Here is a 19971-nt window from a genome sequence, read left to right on the forward strand (position 1 = left end):
CGCGGTCATGAAGTCGTCGAAGGAGACGCTCACGATGGCCGTCGGCGGAGACAGCTCGTTCATACGGCGCAGCACCCTGCGCCAGCAGATCGCCGACGCCCTGCGCGACGAGGTCCTGGCCGGCCGGCTGCCGTCCGGGCACCCCTTCACCGTCAAGGAGATCGCCGAGCAGTACGGCGTCTCCGCCACCCCGGTCCGCGAGGCGCTGCTCGACCTGTGCGCCCAGGGCCTCCTCGACGTCGAACAGCACCGCGGGTTCAAGGTGCACGCCTTCACCACCGAGGACTTCGTCGCGATGGTCGAGGCCCGCACCCTGATCATCGAGGGCATCTTCCGCAGCGGCGCCGAACGCGCGCTGCGGGCCACCCCCGCCGAGGTCCTCATCTCCGTACGCCGCCGCGCCGACGAGGCCGAGCGCGCCGCCCGGGCCGGTGACCTCGACGTCCTGATCGGCTACGACCTGCGGTTCTGGCGGGAACTCAGCGGCATCGTGGGCAACCCGTACATCAGCGACTTCCTCGACCGGGTCCGCGTCCAGACCTGGATGTTCGCGGTGCCCCTGCTGCGGCGCACCGAGGACCTCAAGGGCGCCCTCTGGCACAGCCACAGCCAGCTGGCCAAGGCCCTCGTCCAGTACGACCTGGCCGAGGCCCAGCGGCTGATCGCCGACTACAACGAACACTCGCTCGCCCTTGTGGGAATGCGCGGATAGTGCCACGACCAGTACTACTGGGAATGCGCGGTGAGCACTACGCTGTCCCGACCATCGGCCGTCATGGGGCGTCCCGTAACCGTGCCCTTGGCTTGATGGACGTGCCGGTGCCCTGTCCCCCGACCGGAAGCGAGCCCTCACTCGTGGCATGTGACCTGTGGCTGGTGCCCCTCGTGGACGTGCTGTGCCACAGCCCTGACAACCCGTTCTCCGAAGAGATCGCCGCCTACGACAAGGCCCTGACGGACGCGGGCCTGCCGCCGATCCCGGTCTTCAGCTACATGCCGGGCCTCTCCGGCGATGTCGCCCCGGTCGCCGGCTTCGACTACGACGCGCTGCACTTCCTGCGCCGCGCCTACCTCCTGCGCCTGTGCGGCCTGGAGGTGACGCCGGTGGACGAACTGGGCGGCGACTACGAGCAGTTGCTGGAGATGTTCGAGTCGACGGCGCAGCAGTCCCACCTGGTCTGGCACTACGACCACGCGGGCGCCTACGTCCCGGTCGACTTCCCGCACCCGCTGGCCGACGACGAACTCCTGGACGGCGGCGGCCCGCTGGGCTCGTCGCACGGACTGCTGCGCGAACTCGAAGTGGTGGCGCCCTGCCTGGGCATCGATCCGGCCAATCCGCCCGCCGCACCGGAGCCGCCGGCCGGACCGACCACGTTGGAGGAACGGGCGGGCGCCGCCCCCCTGGACGACGGACCGTTCGCCAGGGAGCGGCACGTCTGGCTGGGGCTGCACGCGGCGGCGACCAGGAGCCTGGGGCAGGGCTCGATGATCGTCTTCAGCTGACGGGTGCCACGGCGCGCCGGGGCCCTCCGCCCCGGCGCGCCGGTCGCTCGTCGCCCTGCACCGGCGGGGCCGCTCAGCGCCCCGGCTCCGGCGGCCGCTGCCGCGGCATGTTCGGCCGGGTGCCCGGCGGCAGCACGAACCGGGCCGGCGGCTCCACGCTCTCCTGCCGCGGCGCCGCCCACGGCACCAGCCCCTGTGTCGCCGACGGCACCGGCCCGGCCCGGAACTCGGCCATCCAGTCCGCCGTTTCGGCCCGTACGAGCTCTCCGAGGTCCTCGTTGAAACGCCGCAGCACCCCCAGGCAACGCTCCGCCGCCTCGCTCGCGGTGCCCTCGGTCGGCCCGAGCACCTCGCGCACGCTCTCCGACGCCCAGTCGAACTGCAGCGCCTCCAGCCGGCGGTGGATCGCCTGTGCGGTGGCCAGGTCCCGCATCCAGCCGGCGGTCACCCCGAAATACCGGTCGCACCCCACGCACACCGCCGCCGCCAGCAGCGAGAGGTAGCCCCACGGCGCCCCGCCGTCCAGCACCCCGGCGAAGTCCAGCAGCGGCAGCAGACCGCCCACCGACACCCCGGCCGCGCTGCCCAGCCGCAGCGTCCGCGCGCCGCGGCGCTTGGTCTGCCGGCTGTGCAGATACCAGTCGGCGGCGCGCAGCGCGCCTTCCTCGGTCCACAGATAGAGCGCGTCCAGGCGGTCGGCCGGCTCACCCCAGTCGCCGAGCGGGAACAGCCGCCCTCCTAGGTCCTCGCGGCCCCGGATCCGGTCCGGCTCCCGGCCGTAGGCGTCATGGCGCTCCCGTTCCCGGTCCGGGAAACGGCTCCGGTCCCGGTCGCGGTACCGGTCCCAGCGCCACTCGCGGCCGTACCCCCGCCGCTGCCCGCCCTCCCTCCGGGGAAGCCCCTCGGGCTGCATCTCCGGCTGACTCACCCGTGCTCCCTCTAGTACGGTCCGTGCGGTGCGCTGCGTGACATACGAGACGGCCGTTGCGCGCAGCCCCCATTCCTACCGCCGAACGGTTGGCGTCCCTCGCAAGATCCCCTGATTTCCGCCCAGAAGTGGTGGTGGATCCGGTATAAGGCGACCGGGCGCCTCACTCGAAAGAGTTGCCGCCAAGAAGGGCCCCGGTGACGGCAGACGGTTTCCGGCCGCCCCGGCCCGCGGCCCGGCCCGCCGCCCAGGGCGACTAGGCTGCCCCCGTGAAGGTCCTCGTCATCGGCGGCGGCGCCCGCGAACACGCCCTGTGCCGCTCTCTGTCCCTCGACCCCGACGTCACCGCGCTGCACTGCGCTCCCGGCAACGCCGGTATCGCCGAGGTGGCCGATTTGCACGGGGTCAATGCCCTCGACGGCACGGCCGTCGCCGAGCTCGCGGCCGGCCTGGAGGCCGACCTGGTCATCGTCGGCCCCGAAGCCCCCCTGGTGGCGGGCGTCGCGGACGCCGTCCGTGCGCGCGGCATCCCGGTCTTCGGCCCCTCGGCCCAGGCCGCCCAGCTGGAGGGCTCCAAGGCCTTCGCCAAGGACGTGATGGCCGCCGCGGCCGTCCCCACCGCCCGTAGCTACGTCTGCACCACCCCCGCCGAGATCGACGCGGCGCTCGACGCGTTCGGCGCCCCGTACGTGGTCAAGGACGACGGCCTGGCCGCAGGCAAGGGCGTCGTCGTCACCGAGGACGTCGAGGCGGCCCGCGCCCACGCCCTGGCCTGCGACCGCGTCGTGATCGAGGAGTTCCTCGACGGCCCCGAGGTCTCCCTCTTCGCGGTCACCGACGGTGAGACCGTGGTCCCGCTCCAGCCCGCCCAGGACTTCAAGCGGGCCTACGACGGCGACCAGGGCCCGAACACCGGCGGCATGGGCGCGTACAGCCCGCTGCCGTGGGCGGACCCCAAGCTCGTCGACGAGGTCATGGCGACCGTCCTGCAGCCCACCGTGGACGAGCTGCGCCGCCGCGGCACGCCTTTCTCCGGGCTGCTCTACGCGGGCCTGGCGATCACCTCGCGCGGCGTCCGGGTGATCGAGTTCAACGCCCGCTTCGGCGACCCGGAGACCCAGGTCGTCCTCGCCCGTCTCAAGACCCCGCTGGCCGGGCTGCTGCACGCCGCCGCCACCGGCACCCTGGCGACCCTCCCGCCGCTGCGGTGGAGCGACGGCGCGGCCGTCACCGTCGTCATCGCCTCGCACAACTACCCGGACACCCCGCGCACCGGCGACCCGATCTCGGGCCTCGCCGACGTCGCAGAGCAGGACGCCCCCACGGCGTATGTGCTGCACGCGGGTACCCGGCGCGACGGCTCCGGCGCGGTACTCAGCGCGGGCGGCCGAGTGCTGTCGGTCACCGCCACCGGCTCCGACCTCACCACCGCCCGGCAGCGTGCCTACCGCGCGGTGGGCCGGATCTCCCTGGACGGCTCCCAGCACCGCACGGACATCGCGGCCAAGGTGGCCGGGGACGCCGCTCAGGGCTGAGCGGCCTTCGGGTCCCGGCTGGTTCCCGGCTTTGCCCAAAGCCATTCCATCGAGTGACGACGTCAGATTTCCGCTGACGGGATCACCCTTCCCAACTAGGGTGCCGCGCAGGCGCCATGCGGTGGCCGTGCCGGAAATCGGCGCGGCCGCAGCCGCGGCGTCCGGCAAGTGGCTCACCGGCATTGCGATGTCAGTGGCTGCTGCCACAGTGGTGGTGAGCGAGCTAGCTCGCCCCGCGCAACGCACAGTTCTCGTCCGTCGTCCCGTGTTCTCTCCGTCCGGTTCCACCAGGACAGCAGGGGGTGTACAGGCTCGTGGCAAGTCCGGAAACAGGCGTCCTGGCGGCGCGCGCCCGCGCCCTCGCCGTGCTGCGGATCCGCAGCACGGCGACGGCCGTGGCGCTGCTGCCCGCGGCCGTCGCCGTAGTGCTTTTCGTCGGCCGGGCAACCGGCCATCTCGGTGCGTCGGGTGGTTGGGACACGGCCCGCTGGGCGGTGGCCGGCCTGGCGGTGCCGGTGCTGCTCCTGGCCCTGCTGGTGACCGTGGTCATCGTCCGCGCCCGGCCCGCGCTGAGCCCCTCCGTGCCCATCTCCGAGAAGTCGGCTCCCGATCTCTACCGCCTGGTACGCGATCTCGCGGAGCGCCTGGAGGTCCCGGCGCCGTCCTCGATAGCACTCACCCCCGACTGCGACAGCTGGCTGGAGGACCGCACACACCGGTCCCACGGCCCCCTCCCGGAGGCCGACGGCCGCCGTGAGCCCCAGGCGCCGGTCCTGGTCATCGGCTCGCCGTTCCTGTGGTGGATGCGGGTCGCCGAGCTGCGCGCCCTCCTCGCCCCGGTCGTGGCGGGCACCGGCCCTTCCGCGCACCCCGACATAGCGGCCGCCCGCCGCTTCATCCGGGGCCTGGACGCAGCCGTCGCCGTCTCAGCCCGGCCCGCGGGCCCGCTGCGCGCCCTGCCGCTCCGGTTCGTCGGCCGGGTGGCGCGAATGCTGCTGCGCGCCTGCCGCGACCACGCCACGATCATGGAGCGCGGGGTGGCCGCGGCCGCCTCCGAGCGCGCCCAGGGCGTCGACTACGGCCTCCGGATCGTCGCCCAGGAACAGGTCGGGCTGGCGTACGCGGGCTGGGACCGGCTGCTGACCAGGGTGGCGCTGCCCGCCTGGCGGATGGGCCGCTGGCCGTCCCGGCTGGACGCCGGTGTGGTCTCCGCACTGACCGAGCTCTCCCGCCGCGACCGCCTCGCCGAGGGCTTCACGTCCCGGCTCGGCGAGCGGCCCGCCTGCGACCTCCTGGAGGAGCCCGGCGCCATCGACCGCGCCGCCTCCCTGCTGGCAGCCCGGCTCTTCCACGGTGGTCCGCCCGAACCGGGCCCCGACTGGTCCCCGGTGGCCTGGAACCAGTATCCGGAGGAGGTCGTGGACCGTAAGTGGCGCCTCGAGGCCGCCCGTCTGCACCGGGTCCTGGACGAGCTGCCCGCGGCGGACGTGCCATCGGCCGGCCAGGGCACGGACCCGTCGGCCGGCGCGGCGCCGCCGGCGGATCCGGCGGCGGGCCCGTCCCGCCCGTTCGCCCGCACCCCCGCCGGCACGGCCGCCGGCCCCCGCTCGTCGGCCCGTCGGCCCGACGGCCGCACGCCGGCCGGCCACGTCCCTCCCGGCCTGGCCGCCCACGAGCTGGCGGTGGCCCCGGTGGGACCCGCGGTGGGGCCCACCCTCGCCCGGGTCATCGACCGGCTGGCGCATGACGACCGTGCGGGTGATCTCGTTGCGGCCCGGCTGGGGGCGGAGGTCGCCCGCGAGGAGCGCGAGGAAGCGGCCCGCCAGGCCGCCCACTCCTCCTTCGCGCACGAGACCGCGGCGGGGGTGGCCTGGGGCGACGGCCTGGCCGAGGGCGGCCTCCCGCTCTTCCCGCTGCAACCGCCCCGCACGGGCCGCGAGCTGCTCGCCGACCACGTCACGGCGATGGTGTGCTGTGCCGCCGTGGACACCGCGGGCGCCGCCCCCGGCCTGGACTGGCTGGACGGCCCGGCCCTCATGGTCGACGGCGCCCGTCGCGCCGACCTCGGGCACCCGGTGCTGAGCCTGGTGGACGACGGCGACGCCGAACCGCTCCGCGGCTGGCTGACCACGGTCGGCGTCCGCCCGGAGAAGCCGGTCAGGCTGGTGTGAGCCGGGGCTCCGGCCCCGGCGGCTCCGGCTGAATGTTCCCCTTCAGTTCGTTTTTCGGGCCAACGCCCTCTAAATTCACGACGAAGGGTGACGGAGTGGGTGCGTAATGTGATGTGCTGGGTTTGGAGCCGCTCTGGAGCGGTGGGGACATCACGCAACCTGTCATACCGAAACGGCCGATCGCCGGCCGCGGACAACGGGGAACGCGGGAGGGGAGCGGAAGGTGGGCACGGAACAGATCAGGCGCTGGGAGTCGGGCGCTCTCGCCCACGCGGTCACGGACCCGTTCGGGCAGGGCCCGCTGCCCTGGCTCCGCGGCAGCGAGAACTACTTCGACTCCGGCAAGGTGGTCCCGTGGTACGTCGACCCCGCCGTCGCCCAGGGCGATCTGCGGGTCCCGGTGCCGCGCAAGCACAACGGCCCGCGTACGGCCGACGACGTCCGCCGCCAGATCAAGGGCTTCGCCAGCACCGGCGCGGTGGCCCCCGGTGACGCGATCGACTTCCGGGTCTCCGTCGACCCGCCGCAGCCGTTCAGCATCGACGTCTACCGCATCGGCCATTACGCGGGGGCCGGAGCCTCCAAGATCACGACCAGCCCGCGGTTGGCAGGCATCGTCCAGCCGAACCCGCTCACGGCCGACCGCACCGTCTCCTGCCACCACTGGTGGCTCTCCTGGCGCCTCCAGGTGCCCGCCTACTGGCAGCTCGGCGCCTACGTGGCCGTGCTGACCACCGCCGACGGCTACCGCTCCCACATCCCGTTCACGGTCCGCGACGACCACCCCGCCGACCTCCTCCTGCTGCTGCCGGACGTCACCTGGCAGGCGTACAACCTCTACCCGGAGGACGGCCGCACGGGCGCCAGCCTCTACCACGCCTGGGACGAGAAGGGCGCGCTCCTCGGCGAGCAGGACGCCGCCACCACGGTCTCCTTCGACCGCCCGTACGCGGGCGCCGGCCTCCCCCTGCACGTCGGGCACGCCTACGACTTCATCCGCTGGGCCGAGCGCTACGGCTACGACCTCGCCTACGCCGACGCCCGCGATCTGCACGCCGGACGCGTCGACCCGACGCGCTACCGCGGTCTGGTCTTCCCGGGCCACGACGAGTACTGGTCAGTGCCCATGCGCCGGACGGTCGAGCACGCCCGCGACGCCGGCACCTCCCTGGTCTTCCTCTCCGCCAACACCATGTACTGGCAGGTCGAGCTCTCCCCGTCCCCCTCCGGCACCGACTCCCTCCTGAACTGCCGCAAGCGGCAGGGGCCCGGCCGCCCCGCCCTCTGGCGCGAGCTGGGCGACCCGGAGCAGCGCCTGATGGGAATCCAGTACGCCGGCCGGGTGCCCGAACCGGCCCCGCTCATCGTCCGCAACGGCGACCACTGGCTCTGGGAGGCCACCGGCGCCCACGAAGGCGACGAGATCCCCGGCCTGGTGGCGGGCGAGGCCGACCGCTACTTCCCGCGTACCAGCCTCCCCGACCACACCGACCGCACCCTGCTCGCCCACTCCCCGTACCGCGACGGCGAGGGCACCATGCGCCATCAGGAGACGTCCCTCTACCGCGCCCCGAGCGGCGCCTGGGTCTTCGCCTCCGGCACCTTCGCCTGGTCCCCGGCCCTCGACCGTCCCGGCCATATCGACCAGCGGGTCCAGCGCGCCACGGCGAACCTCCTGGACCGCATCTGCAAGCGCGACTGAGCGCGGCACCAGGCAGCGACGGCCCGGGTTCCGCGGGCGAGCGCACGGCCCGCGGGCACCGCCATGGCCTGACCCGGACGGACCCGTACGGCATCCCGGCCGCCCACCCGGCGACCCTGAAGCGAAGATCCCCTTCCGCATACGCGAGAATCGAGGTGACTCCTGGATCAACCTACGCGGAGGCAGCGTGTCCGGTTTCGTAGAAAAGCCCGAGCCCGTGCAGGTCCCGGGTCTCACCCACCTGCACACGGGCAAGGTGCGTGACCTCTACCAGAACGCCGACGGCCAACTGATCATGGTTGCCACCGACCGCCAGTCCGCGTACGACTGGGTGCTGCCCACCGACATCCCGGACAAGGGCCGCGTCCTGACCCAGCTGTCCCTGTGGTGGTTCGACCAGCTCGCCGACCTGGTCCCCCATCACGTCCTCACCACCGACGTCCCGGCCGGCGCCCCCGCCGACTGGGCAGGCCGCACCCTGGTCTGCACGTCCCTGGAGATGGCCCCGGTCGAATGCGTGGCCCGCGGCTACCTCACCGGCTCCGGCCTCATCGAATACCAGCAGTCCCGTACGGTCTGCGGTCTGGCGCTGCCCGAGGGCCTGGTCGACGGTTCCGAACTGCCCTCGCCGATCTTCACCCCGGCCACCAAGGCCGCCGTCGGTGACCACGACGAGAACGTCTCCTACGAGCAGGTCGTCCACCAGGTCGGCGCCGACGTCGCCGCGCAGCTCCGCCAGACCACTCTCGCCATCTATGGCCGGGCCCGGGACATCGCCCGCGAACGCGGCATCATCCTGGCCGACACGAAGTTCGAGTTCGGCTTCGACGGCGAGCAGCTGACCCTGGCCGACGAGGTCCTCACCCCCGACTCGTCCCGCTTCTGGCCGGCCGACGAGTGGGAGCCGGGCCACGCCCAGCCCTCCTTCGACAAGCAGTTCGTCCGCGACTGGCTCACCTCCCCGGCCGCTGCCTGGGACCGCAACGGCGACCAGCCGCCGCCCGTCCTCCCGCAGGAGATCGTCGACCGCACCCGCGCCAAGTACATCGAGGCGTACGAGCGCCTCACCGGCCTGGCCTGGTCGTAGCCGGCCGGGCCCGACAGGGCACACAGAAGGGCCCCGGCCGGTATCTCTACCGGCCGGGGCCCTTCTTCTTTCCTTGAGCGGACGACGAGGCTCGAACTCGCGACCTCAACCTTGGCAAGGTTGCGCTCTACCAACTGAGCTACGTCCGCCTGCCCGCGGCCTGGGCGCGCGGTGCGGGCACCACTATAGCCAACCCCGCTCGCGGGCGATGCGCGCTGCCGCATGACGGTTCTCCGCGCCCAGCTTCGCCGTGGCCGACGAGAGGTAGTTGCGCACGGTCCCCTGCGACAGCGCGGCCCGCTCCGCGATCTCCGCGACGGGCGCCCCGGCCCCGGCGAACTCCAGTACCTCCGCCTCTCGGACCGTCAGCGGCGAGTCCCCGGCGCTGATCGCGTCCGCCGCCAACTCCGGGTCCACATAGCGGTTTCCGGCATGCACCGCGCGGATGATCTCCGCCAGCCGTTGCGCCGACACCGTCTTCGGTACGAATCCCCGCACCCCGGCCTCCAGCGCCCGCTTCAGATGCCCCGGCCGCCCATGACTCGTCACGATCATGGACCGGCAGGCCGGCACCGCATCTCGCAGCGATGTGGCGACCGCCACACCGTCGGCCCCCGGCATCTGCAGATCCAGCACCGCCACATCCGGCTCGTGCGCCCGCCCCATCGCACGGGCCTCCGGCCCCGATGCGGCCTCCGCCACCACCAGCAGATCGTCCTCCAGCGACAGCAGCGCCGCCAGCGCCCCCCGGATCAGATGCTCGTCATCCGCCAGCAACACCCGAATCATCCGACCGCTCACCCGTCACTCACCCCATCGGCCCCGCCGCCACCCACTCCCACCGGATCCCCGCCGCCCGCTTCGATCGGCAGTTCGACCGTCAGCCGGTAGAAGCCACCGGGCGCCGAACCCGCGGTCAACCTCCCGCCCAACGGCTGCAGCCGTTCCCGCAGCCCCTTGAGGCCATTGCCGGACGCGGGCTGGGGCACGGCTCCCAGCGGCGCCCCGACCCCGTCGTTCTCCATGGTCAGCACCAGGACGGAGCGTCGCGCATCGATGTCGTTCCGGATGGTGCAGCGGCGGACATCGGTGGCGTGCCGCAGCACATTCGTGGTGCCCTCCCGGACGACCCAGCCGAGCGCCGCCTGCGCCGCCGACGGCAACCGCCCACCGGCTGTGCCCTCTATTCGGCAATCCACGCCGGCCGCGAGCAATATCGAGCGCGCGCCGGCCAACTCCGCCTGCAGATCCGCCTTCCGGTACCCCCGGACCACCTCCCGCACCTCCCGCTGCGACTCCTGGGCCACCCGCTGGACCTCCACCATCTGATCGACCGCCTCCGGCCGCTCCCGTCGGGCCAGTTGGACGGCCAACTCGCTCTTCAGTGCAATCACCGCCAGATTTCGGCCCATCACGTCATGGAGATCCCGGCCGAACCGCAGCCGCTCCTCGGCCACCGCGAGCCGCGCCTGGGTGGCGCGCGCCGCGTCCAGCTCCCAGAACACGGCGAGGATCCACCCCGAGGGACGCGCTATCACAAAGCTCCACAGACCGGCTCCGACCAGATAGGCCGCGAGGAACAGCCCCCACCCCCACGACTGCGTCAGCAGCCCGATCAGCAGCACCAGTCCGGCACCGACCAGGCCCGTCGTCGCCATGAAGCGCCGTTTGGACACGACGAGGCTGTAACCCATGCACGGCGGGGTGACGGCCGCGAGCGCCGCCAGCGCCGCGCTGGCCAGGCCCCCGCCCTTGGCTTGCGCCGTCAGGTACATCAGCCAGAACAGCGTGGCCTCGACGGCGAAGGCCACCAGGACCGAGACGATCAGCATGCGGACCGGTGCCGGGCCCCGCTCCAGATAGTGCCGCAGCGCGTGCCGGAACACCTTGATCATGACGAGTGCCTGGGTCACGCACAGGGCCAGGGCGGTGACGGCCAGGGCCAGGAGCAGCGGATCGCCGGCGGCAGCGGCGGCGGCCACCGGCTGCACGCAGCCGAGGGCCTCCAGCCAGGGAAGGAGATACAGCGTCCAGCGGAAGTACGCGTCGACCTGCTGCAGCCGGGTCCGCATCCGCCACTTCGCCAGCAACCGCCCGATCATGCGCTCCCGCCCCCGTTGTGCCGACCACCGCCGTACACCTCTACCGCCGCGGATCCCAGCGGAACCACCGACGCACAGCAAACACCGCGATTCCCGTCCACACCAAGCCAACGGCCAGCTGCCTCAGGGAGTCCCCGGCAGCCGTGCTTCCGCTCCAGCCGGCGCGTATCAGCTCCATCACCGGTGACAACGGCAGCAGTTCCAGCACGGTGGCGACCCGGTCCGGCAGGACGTCCAGCGGAACCACCATCCCCGACCCGCCCAGCGACAGGACCATCAACGGAAGCACCACCAGCTGGGCGGCCTCGGCCGTCCTGGCGAGGGTGGACGAGACGGCGGCGAACGCCACCACCATCACCGTGCCGATCAGGACCCCGGCGATGAGCAGATGCGGGGCGGCGGGCAGCCCGGTGTCCAGCACCGCGCTGCCCAGGGCCACCAGCAGCGCACACTGCCCCAGCCCCAGCGCCGCCGACGGCAGCGCCGTCCCGGCCAGAATTTCCAGGTCCCGCAACTCGCCGATGCGCAGCCGCTTGAGCACCAGCTGCTCGCGGCGGGCGACATAGGCGCCCGTCAGGTTGGAGTAGACGCCGAAGAGCAGGGCATAACCGAGCGTCGACGGCAGCAGCACCGCGGCGACCGACAGGCCATGCCGGGACAGGTCCATTCCGCTCAGCGCCTGTTTCATCGCGAATGCCATCGTGACGGGCATGACCAGCGTCATGAACAGCGCGGATTTGTTACGGCCGAGAAGCGTCAACTCCGCCTGTCCGAGGGCGAGCAGTCGTGCGCCCGTCCCCGTCTCCGTACGCACTGCCCCGCCGGCGCCGGCTTTCCACACCTCCGCACTCATACGCGCGCCACCGCCTTCTCCGACCGCTCGCCCGAGTCCGCCGCCATCTCCTTCTCCGCTCCTTTTGCTATGTGCAGAAATGCCTCTTCGAGCGATGCGGAGCGGACGTCCAGGCCGCGCAGCGCTATGCCCTTGTCCCTGGCCCACATCAGCACCCCGGTGGCGGCCCGCTGCAACTCGTCCGTCCGCAGCCGGATCGTGCCCCCCGCCGTCTCGTGCCCCACGACGCCCAGCTCGCCCAGCGGCGGCAGATCCCCGACGAGGTAGCCCTCGGGAAGCTCGAAGGAGATGTGCGAGGGCTGCGTGGCAACCACCTCCGCCACCTGCCCGGCCGCCGCGATGCGGCCGTTGTGCAAGATCGCGAGCCGGTCCGCCAGCTCCTCGGCCTCCTCCAGGTAGTGCGTGGTCAGCACGATGGTCGTCCCGCCGTCGCGCAGCTCGCGGACCAACTCCCAGGTCCGGTGCCGCGCCTCGGTGTCCAGGCCGGTCGTCGGCTCGTCGAGAAACAGCACCTCGGGCCGCCCCAACAGCGCCAGCGCGAGATCCAGCCGCCGCCGCTCACCCCCGGAGAGCTGCTTGACCCGTACATCCGCCCGGCCGGCCAGCTCCACGGCCTCGAGGGCTTCGTCGACCGGCCGGGCCCCGCTGGTGCACCCGGCCCACATCCGCAGCGTCTCGGCGGGGGTGAGCTCGGACGGAAACCCGCCCTCCTGGAGCATGACGCCGATCCGGGGCCGCACCTTCGCCCGCTCGGTGAACGGATCGTGGCCGAGCACCCGCACCTGTCCGCCGCTCGGCGCGGCCAGCCCCTCCAGCAGTTCGACGGTGGAGGTCTTGCCCGCGCCGTTCGTCCCCAGCAGCGCGAACAGCTCCCCGCGTGCGACGGAGAAATCGACCCCGCGCACCGCCTCGAAGCCCTTCCGCGACTGCCCGCGCCGGCCGGTGCCGCCGTACCGTCTGCGCAGGCCCGTGACGTCGATCACTCGTTCGCCGGATCCGGCGTGCCTCGCGCCTCCGCAGTCGGCACCCCCGCTGCTTTTCTCCCCGAAGTTCATGCACCCAGCGTTCCGCCGCTGCGGTTCCCATGGCAGTGCGACCTGTCATCGCAGCTGATGACAAATGTCAGTTGCCCGCGAGCGGAGGGCGAGGCGGAACGGAGCAAGGGAGAAGACGCACGCGGTGAAGAGGGACGCGGTGAAGAGCGGCGAGGGGAGGTGAAGCGCTCATCGGGAAACGAAGAAGGCCCCGGTCGCGATGACCGGGGCCTTCTTTCTTTGAGCGGACGACGAGGCTCGAACTCGCGACCTCAACCTTGGCAAGGTTGCGCTCTACCAACTGAGCTACGTCCGCAGGCATCCACCCGGCTTTCACCGAGCGGCGCGACAGCTACTCTACCTGATCCTTTAGCTTCTTATGGCCAAGGATCGTTCGAGCAGTCAGAGCGGGTGACAGGGATTGCACACTGCGCCTCCCCCTTGGAAAGGGGGCGCTCTACTACTGAGCTACACCCGCGTGACTCCGTGAGGTTCGGCCTCTCGGCCTCGCCCCTCGGCGTGCTCCAGACTCTAGCTGATCAGTAGGGGTGCTGTGCAAGTCGACTGCGCGCGGCCGCGGAGCGCCGGCAAGTTGGTTAGTGGTTGGCGGCGTTGAACGCCTCGTAGACCTTCTTGGGGATCCGGCCGCGCGGGGGGACGTCCATCTGGTGCGAGCGGGCCCAGGCCCGTACGGCGGCGGGGTCGGGGTTCACCGCCGTCCGGTGGTAGGTCTTGCCGGACTTCGACCGCTTGCGGCCCGCCTCGACGAACGGGGCGAGCGTGCCGCGCAGTTTCTTCGCATTGGCGGGATTGAGGTCGATCTCGTACGACTTCCCGTCCAATCCGAAGGTGACCGTCTCTGCGGCTTCTCCGCCGTCGATGTCATCGGAGAGCGTTACTACTACGCGCTGCGCCACGGATATCGGTCCTTTCGTGCAGCGACCCCGTGTTGACATGGGGCGATGCTGCAGATCCGGCTGATTGGGATCAATGCTTTTTCATTTGTACAGCTATGGGCATTGCATTGTGAAGCCCAGTTAATTTTCTCAGCGTGTCCTGTGCAATCCGGACTCTAGATCTTTTCGAGGATTTTCCTCTGCGGGTACTCCGGCCGATACCGGACCGTGATGGGCGGAACGGATATCTATGCGCGTAGATTTTCGAACACGGTACTGTGAGGTCACCGCCTTACGCACCACACCACCGGGAGTGCCAGTGGCACGCGTCGTCGTCGACGTCATGCTCAAGCCGGAGATCCTCGACCCGCAGGGGCAGGCGGTGCAGCGCGCACTGCCACGCCTGGGTTTCGAGGGGATCGCGGACGTCCGTCAGGGCAAGCGTTTCGAACTCGAGGTGGAGGGGCCGGTCGATGACGCCGCCCTCGCCCGCATCCACGAGATGGCCGAGACCTTCCTCGCAAACACCGTTATCGAAGACTTCACCGTTCGGGTGGATGAGCCGACCGAGGTCGGGTCATGACCGCCCGTATTGGAGTCATTACCTTCCCCGGCACGCTCGACGACCGCGACACTCAGCGCGCGGTTCGGGTGGCCGGGGCCGAAGCGGTGCCGCTGTGGCACCGCGACAAGGACCTCAAGCAGGTCGACGCCGTGGTCCTGCCCGGCGGCTTTTCCTATGGCGACTACCTGCGGGCCGGGGCCATCTCCCGTTTCTCGCCGGTCATGGAGAGCCTTATCGAGCAGGCCAGGGCCGGCATGCCGGTGCTGGGAATCTGCAACGGCTTCCAGGTGCTCACGGAGACCCACCTGCTGCCCGGCGCCATGCTGCGCAACAACCACCTGCACTTCATCTGCCGCGACCAGAAGCTGCGGGTGGAGAACGCCGAAACCGCCTGGACCACCGACTACTCGGCCGGCCAGGAGATCTCCGTACCGTTGAAGAACATCGACGGTCGGTACGTCGCGGACGAGCGCACGCTCGACATGCTGGAGGCGGAGGGCCGGGTCGCCTTCCGCTACCTCGACACGAACCCCAACGGCTCGCTCCGGGACATCGCCGGCATCACGAACGAGGCGGGCAATGTCGTCGGCCTCATGCCGCACCCCGAGCACGCCGTCGAGCCGCTGATCGGTACGGGCCGTACCGATGGCCTCGGATTCTTCACCTCGATCCTGAAGAAGCTGGTCAACGCATGACTCTGGACACCGTCAAGCACGCCGCAGAGACGCCGGACACCGACCAGCCGTGGGCCGAACTGGGCCTGAAGCAGGACGAGTACGCGCGTATCCGCGAGATCCTCGGCCGCCGGCCCACCGGCGCCGAGCTCGCCATGTACTCGGTCATGTGGTCCGAGCACTGCTCCTACAAGAGCAGCAAGGTCCACCTCAAGCAGTTCGGTGAGAAGGCTCCCGAGAACGACGCACTGCTCGTCGGCATCGGGGAGAACGCCGGCGTCGTCGACGTCGGCCAGGGGTATGCGGTCACCTTCAAGGTCGAGTCGCACAACCACCCCTCGTACATCGAGCCCTACCAGGGCGCGGCCACCGGGGTCGGGGGCATCGTCCGCGACATCCTCGCCATGGGCGCCCGGCCCGTCGCCGTCGTCGACCCGCTGCGCTTCGGTGCCGCCGATCACCCCGACACCAAGCGCGTCCTGCCGGGCGTGGTGGCCGGTATCGGCGGTTACGGCAACTGCCTGGGTCTGCCCAACATCGGTGGCGAGGTCGTCTTCGACGCCTGCTACCAGGGCAACCCGCTGGTCAACGCCGGCTGCATCGGCGTGATGAAGCACGAGGACATCCACCTCGCCAAGGCGTCCGGCGCGGGCAACAAGGTCATCCTCTACGGCGCTCGCACCGGCGGCGACGGTATCGGCGGCGTCTCCGTGCTGGCCTCGGAGACCTTCGACGACTCCAAGCCCGCCAAGCGCCCCGCCGTCCAGGTCGGTGACCCCTTCCAGGAGAAGCTGCTCATCGAGTGCACCCTGGAGATCTTCAAGGAAGACCTGGTCGACGGCATCCAGGACCTCGGCGGCGCCGGGCTGTCCTGCGCCACCAGCGAGCTGGCCTCGGCCGGCTCCGGCGGTATGCGCGTCGAACTGGACACCGTGCCGCTGCGCGACTCCTCCCTCTCGCCCGAGGAAATCCTCATGAGCGAGTCGCAGGAGCGGATGTGCGCCATCGTCGAGCCCGGGAAGGTCGACCGCTTCCTGGAGATCTGCGAGAAGTGGGACGTCATCGCGACCGTCATCGGTGAGGTGACGGACGGCTCGCAGCTGGAGATCTTCTGGCACGGCGAGCAGATCGTGGACGTACCGCCGCGCACCGTCGCCCACGAGGGCCCGGTCTACGAGCGCCCGTACGCCAGGCCCGACTGGCAGGACGCCCTCCAGGCCGACGACGCGGCGCGGCTGGCCCGCCCGGCGAACGCCGATGAGCTGCGTGCGCAGGTCCTGAAGCTGGTGGCCTCGCCCAACCAGGCGTCCAAGGCGTGGATCACCGACCAGTACGACCGGTTCGTGCAGGGCAACACCGTCCTCGCGCAGCCGGAGGACGCCGGCATGGTCCGCATCGACGAGGACACCAACCTCGGCGTCGCGCTCGCCACGGACGGCAACGGGCGCTACGCCAAGCTCGACCCGTACACGGGCGCGCAGCTGGCGCTGGCCGAGGCGTACCGCAACGTCGCCGCCTCCGGCGCCAAGCCGCTCGCCGTCTCCGACTGCCTGAACTTCGGTTCACCCGAGGACCCGGCGGTGATGTGGCAGTTCGCCGAGGCCACCCGTGGTCTCGCCGACGCCTGCCAGACGCTCGGCACGCCCGTGACCGGCGGCAATGTCTCGCTCTACAACCAGACCGGTGACGTGGCGATCCACCCGACGCCGGTGGTCGCCGTGCTGGGTGTGATCGACGACGTGAACCGCCGCACGCCGATCGCGTTCGCCGACGAGGGCCACCTGATCTACCTCCTGGGGGACACCCGCGAGGAGCTGGGCGGCTCGGCGTGGTCGCAGGTCGTGCACGACCACCTGGGCGGGCTGCCGCCGAAGGTCGACCTGCCCCGGGAGCAGCTGCTGGCCGAGATCCTGATCTCGGCCTCGCGCGACGGCATGATCGACGCGGCGCACGACCTCTCCGACGGCGGCCTGGTCCAGGCGCTGGTGGAGTCGTGCCTGCGGGGTGGCAAGGGCGCTCGCCTGGTCGTCCCGGACGGCCTCGACCCCTTCGTGTTCCTCTTCTCGGAGTCGGCGGGCCGCGCGATCGTCGCCGTCCCGCGCAGCGAGGAGCTCCGCTTCACGGACATGTGCGGTGCGCGGGGGCTGCCGGCCACCCGCATCGGTGTGATCGACGGCGCCGAGATCGACGTCCAGGGCCAGTTCAGCATTCCGCTGAGCGAGCTGAAGGAGTCGCACCAGGCCACGATTCCCGGGCTGATCGCCTGACGCCCGCGCAGCGACCTCGACGGCTCGTCCCCACCCGGGGGCGAGCCGTTCGTCGTACCGGACCTGTGGACAACGCACATGCGGCCGGTGTCGCGCAGTAGCCTCGGCACATGTCTCCCGCCCGCAGCAAGGCCCGCACCCGCAGTTACGACCCCGTGAAGACCTGCGCCGCCGTGCTGGCGCAGTTCGGTGAGGTCCGTACGGCCGCGGCCGCGCTGACGCCCGAGCAGCTCGCGCTGCCGACGCGGCTCGGTGACTGGACGGTGCGTGAACTGGTCGCGCATCTGGCGCTGGTGACCGGCAGCGTGGTGCGGGCGCTGCGCGCGCCCGCCCCGCCGGGAGTCGAGACGGAGCTGCTGGACTGGCCGTTCGCCACCGCCCGTTTCACCTCCGGAATCGACGACGACACCCGTGTCCTGGCCGCCGCGCACGACCTGCCCGACCTGCCCGAGCTGCTCGCGCGCACCGCCGAGGAGCTCGCCGACGCGGTGTCGCAGGCCCCCGACGACCGCGTCGTCGCCACCCGCGTCGGCGCGATGCGGCTGGCCGACTACCTGGTCACCCGCTGTGTCGAGCTGGTGGTGCACACCGACGACCTGGCGGCGGCGCTCGGCGTGGAGATCCCGTACGACCGGCAGGCCCTGGCCACCACCACCCGCCTGCTGGCCGATGCGCTGGCCGTGAAGGCGCCCGGCGGGTCGGTCGAGGTGCGGGTGCCGCCGTTCGCGGTGGTGCAGTGCGTCGAAGGCCCCCGGCACACCCGCGGCACCCCGCCCAATGTCGTCGAGACGGACCCGCTGACCTGGCTGCGCCTCGCCACCGGCCGCTCGGCGTGGGGCGAGGCGCTGGAGTCGGCGGCCGTGAGCGCCAGCGGGGAGCGCGCCGACATCGGCGGGTATCTGCCGGTCCTCAGCTGACCGCGGGCCGGTGGCCGCCCCGGGCTCCGGGGCGGTCCCGGGGCCCGGGGGCTACTCCTCGGGATAGGCCAGCAGCGTCCCGTCCACCGTCTCCCAGGCGGCCCGCAGCCGTCCCAGGAGCTGTTTGTGGTCCGCCGCCCTGTCGGCCTGTTCGCGCGGATCGTTCGCCACGTCGAAGAGCCGGTCCCTGCCGTCCTTGCCCCGGTAGTACTTCCAGTCGCCGCGGCGCAGCGCCCGCTCGCCGCGCACCCGCCAGAACAGATCGCGCTCCGCGAGCCGCTGTCCCCGCAGCAGATAGCCGGCCAGGCTCGTCCCGTCCAGCGGGTACGCCCGGTCCGGGCGGGCGCCCGCGATCTCCAGCAGGGTCGCCGTCCAGTCCGGCGTGAACACCGGCTCATGGCTGACCTGTCCGCCGTCGAGCCGGGCGGGCCAGCGCACGATCGTCGGCACCCTGATGCCGCCCTCCTGGAGCGAGCTCTTGTTCCCCGACAGCGGCCAGTTGTACGACCACCGCTCGCCGCCGTTGTCGCTGGCGAAGAAGACGAGGGTGTCCTCCTCCTGGCCGGAGCGCCGCAGCGCCGCCAGCACCTCACCGACGGAGCGGTCGAGGTCCTCGACCATTTCCCGGTACTTCGTCAGCGAGCCGCCGTCGTCGTGGAACAGCGCCCGGTCCTCGCCCGCCTTGATCCGCCGGACGATCTCCGCGCTCTCCTCCGTGTCGCCGTCGGCGATCCACGGCCAGTGGGGGGTGGTGAAGTTCAGGTTGAGCAGCCAGGGCCGGTCCGTGCGGTGACCGGCGGCTTCGGTGGCCCGCCCGGCGATGTGGTCCACCGCCCGCTCGGTGATGATCCGGGTGTAGTAGCGCAGGTCCTTGTACTCGGCGTCGCCCTCGTACAGGTCGTACTCCCCGGCCGGCCCCAGCTTCGAGTAGTACTCCAGGGCCCCGCCGAAGTTCCCGAAGAAGGTGTCCCAGCCGGATTTGGTGGGGCTGTGGTCCGGCAGATAGCCGCAGTGCCACTTGCCGATCAGCGCCGTCGCGTAGCCCGCGGCGCGCAGCAGGGAGGCGAGGGTGGGGTGGTCGGGAGCGAGCCCGGCGCTCCTGTCGGCGATCGGCTCTGCGAGGCCGCCCTCGGTGCGGCCCGGATAGCGGCCCGTGTAGAGGGAGAAGCGGGTGGGGGAGCAGGTGGCGGAGCCCGCGTAGGACTGTGTGAAGCGGACGCCCTGACGCGCCAGCCGGTCCAGGTGCGGGGTGCGGATGTCCGGTGAGCCGTACGAGGACAGATCGGCCCAGCCCAGGTCGTCCCCGAGGATGAACAGGATGTTGGGGCGGCGCGAGCGGCGTCCGGGAGCGGCGCGGAACGCCCGCTCGTCGGGTCGCGCGGCCTCCGCGGCGGCGGCGCTGGGTGCGGAGGCCACCGTGGCGAGCCCGCCCACGGCGGCGGCTCCCACGCCGCCGGCCAGGCCACCGAAGGCACGCCGGGATATGGCGGACGTCTGCGCGACGGTGCCGGAGGTATCGGATATGTCGGGTGTGGAAGGGCGTGCGGGGTCGACGGAAGACATCGTTTCGGCTCTCCAGAGAGGTGTGATGGGCCGTGATGCGGCGCGTCGGCCTCCGGGGACGGCGGCGGGCGAGGGTGCGTCGCGTATCTCACACGGGCATGCCAGGGCGTAAAGGCGAACGAACTGCGCATTCGCCGAAAGTCAGGCATACGGGGTGAGAGGTGAAAAGTT

At 71.6% G+C, this 19971-nt stretch carries 17 protein-coding genes and 3 tRNA genes; 10 read left to right on the forward strand and 10 right to left on the reverse strand.

The annotated features are described in order from the left end of the window. Nucleotides 1-34: 34 nt before the first annotated feature. Together ACGFML_RS27020 and ACGFML_RS27025 are read left to right on the forward strand one after the other, a co-directional pair. Complete coding sequence (locus tag ACGFML_RS27020) at nucleotides 35-712, forward strand: GntR family transcriptional regulator (protein ID WP_393548006.1); 678 nt, start codon at nucleotides 35-37, stop codon at nucleotides 710-712. A 143-nt stretch (nucleotides 713-855) separates the two neighbouring features. Beyond that, the gene (locus ACGFML_RS27025) at nucleotides 856-1506 is read left to right on the forward strand and encodes a hypothetical protein (RefSeq protein ID WP_393547906.1); all 651 of its coding nucleotides are present in this window, start codon (nucleotides 856-858) and stop codon (nucleotides 1504-1506) included. 73 nt (nucleotides 1507-1579) lie between these two features. Here the strand turns inward: ACGFML_RS27025 and ACGFML_RS27030 are convergent, their stop codons facing one another. Beyond that, nucleotides 1580-2434, reverse strand: a complete 855-nt coding sequence (locus tag ACGFML_RS27030; protein WP_393547907.1) for an SLATT domain-containing protein — start codon at nucleotides 2432-2434, stop codon at nucleotides 1580-1582. Between the two features lie 269 nt (nucleotides 2435-2703). Here ACGFML_RS27030 and purD point away from each other — a divergent pair, with 269 nt between their 5' ends. The 4 genes from purD (at nucleotide 2704) to ACGFML_RS27050 (ending at nucleotide 8929) form a co-directional block, all read left to right on the forward strand. Then, nucleotides 2704-3969 carry a phosphoribosylamine--glycine ligase gene (purD, locus tag ACGFML_RS27035; protein WP_393547909.1) on the forward strand — a complete coding sequence of 422 codons (1266 nt, stop codon included), beginning with the start codon at nucleotides 2704-2706 and terminating at the stop codon, nucleotides 3967-3969. Between the two features lie 314 nt (nucleotides 3970-4283). Continuing rightward, a complete protein-coding gene (locus ACGFML_RS27040; protein ID WP_393547911.1) occupies nucleotides 4284-6140 on the forward strand; it encodes a hypothetical protein in 1857 nt (618 codons plus the stop codon). A gap of 223 nt (nucleotides 6141-6363) precedes the next feature. Continuing rightward, nucleotides 6364-7842 carry a N,N-dimethylformamidase beta subunit family domain-containing protein gene (locus tag ACGFML_RS27045; protein WP_393547913.1) on the forward strand — a complete coding sequence of 493 codons (1479 nt, stop codon included), beginning with the start codon at nucleotides 6364-6366 and terminating at the stop codon, nucleotides 7840-7842. A 187-nt stretch (nucleotides 7843-8029) separates the two neighbouring features. Next, nucleotides 8030-8929, forward strand: coding sequence for a phosphoribosylaminoimidazolesuccinocarboxamide synthase (locus ACGFML_RS27050; RefSeq protein WP_393547915.1), 900 nt, complete (start codon nucleotides 8030-8032; stop codon nucleotides 8927-8929). Between the two features lie 76 nt (nucleotides 8930-9005). Here ACGFML_RS27050 and ACGFML_RS27055 read toward each other — a convergent pair. The 8 genes from ACGFML_RS27055 to ACGFML_RS27090 all read right to left on the reverse strand — a co-directional run bounded on the left by ACGFML_RS27055 (nucleotide 9006) and on the right by ACGFML_RS27090 (nucleotide 13835). Further along, nucleotides 9006-9078, reverse strand: a tRNA-Gly gene (locus ACGFML_RS27055). A gap of 34 nt (nucleotides 9079-9112) precedes the next feature. Next, nucleotides 9113-9718, reverse strand: coding sequence for a DNA-binding response regulator (locus ACGFML_RS27060; protein WP_393547917.1), 606 nt, complete (start codon nucleotides 9716-9718; stop codon nucleotides 9113-9115). A gap of 8 nt (nucleotides 9719-9726) precedes the next feature. Further along, on the reverse strand, nucleotides 9727-11031 hold the full coding sequence (locus ACGFML_RS27065; RefSeq protein WP_393547919.1) for a sensor histidine kinase: 1305 nt from the start codon (nucleotides 11029-11031) through the stop codon (nucleotides 9727-9729). Between the two features lie 40 nt (nucleotides 11032-11071). Next, a complete protein-coding gene (locus tag ACGFML_RS27070) occupies nucleotides 11072-11884 on the reverse strand; it encodes an ABC transporter permease (RefSeq protein ID WP_393547921.1) in 813 nt (270 codons plus the stop codon). Further along, nucleotides 11881-12939, reverse strand: coding sequence for an ABC transporter ATP-binding protein (locus ACGFML_RS27075; protein WP_393547923.1), 1059 nt, complete (start codon nucleotides 12937-12939; stop codon nucleotides 11881-11883). Before ACGFML_RS27075 ends, ACGFML_RS27070 begins: the two co-directional genes overlap by 4 nt. A gap of 222 nt (nucleotides 12940-13161) precedes the next feature. Next, nucleotides 13162-13234: transfer RNA gene (locus ACGFML_RS27080), tRNA-Gly, on the reverse strand. A gap of 90 nt (nucleotides 13235-13324) precedes the next feature. Further along, nucleotides 13325-13396 (reverse strand) — tRNA-Gly (locus ACGFML_RS27085). Between the two features lie 118 nt (nucleotides 13397-13514). Then, a complete protein-coding gene (locus ACGFML_RS27090) occupies nucleotides 13515-13835 on the reverse strand; it encodes an Lsr2 family protein (protein ID WP_393547925.1) in 321 nt (106 codons plus the stop codon). A 298-nt stretch (nucleotides 13836-14133) separates the two neighbouring features. Between ACGFML_RS27090 and purS the strand changes: the two genes are divergently transcribed. The 4 genes from purS to ACGFML_RS27110 all read left to right on the forward strand — a co-directional run bounded on the left by purS (nucleotide 14134) and on the right by ACGFML_RS27110 (nucleotide 18237). Further along, nucleotides 14134-14397, forward strand: a complete 264-nt coding sequence (gene purS, locus ACGFML_RS27095) for a phosphoribosylformylglycinamidine synthase subunit PurS (protein WP_393547927.1) — start codon at nucleotides 14134-14136, stop codon at nucleotides 14395-14397. Continuing rightward, nucleotides 14394-15074 (forward strand): phosphoribosylformylglycinamidine synthase subunit PurQ, encoded by a 681-nt coding sequence (gene purQ, locus ACGFML_RS27100; RefSeq protein WP_393547929.1) that lies wholly within the window; start codon nucleotides 14394-14396, stop codon nucleotides 15072-15074. The genes purS and purQ overlap by 4 nt, the downstream gene beginning before the upstream one ends. Further along, nucleotides 15071-17320 (forward strand): phosphoribosylformylglycinamidine synthase subunit PurL, encoded by a 2250-nt coding sequence (purL, locus tag ACGFML_RS27105; RefSeq protein ID WP_393547931.1) that lies wholly within the window; start codon nucleotides 15071-15073, stop codon nucleotides 17318-17320. Before purQ ends, purL begins: the two co-directional genes overlap by 4 nt. Before the next feature lie 110 nt (nucleotides 17321-17430). Continuing rightward, nucleotides 17431-18237, forward strand: a complete 807-nt coding sequence (locus ACGFML_RS27110; RefSeq protein ID WP_393547933.1) for a sterol carrier family protein — start codon at nucleotides 17431-17433, stop codon at nucleotides 18235-18237. Between the two features lie 51 nt (nucleotides 18238-18288). Here ACGFML_RS27110 and ACGFML_RS27115 read toward each other — a convergent pair whose 3' ends face one another. After that, on the reverse strand, nucleotides 18289-19800 hold the full coding sequence (locus ACGFML_RS27115; protein ID WP_393547935.1) for a sulfatase: 1512 nt from the start codon (nucleotides 19798-19800) through the stop codon (nucleotides 18289-18291). Nucleotides 19801-19971 lie beyond the last annotated feature (171 nt).

This window comes from Streptomyces sp. NPDC048650, assembly GCF_043199095.1.
In the GTDB taxonomy this organism is placed as follows: Bacteria; Actinomycetota; Actinomycetes; order Streptomycetales; family Streptomycetaceae; genus Streptomyces.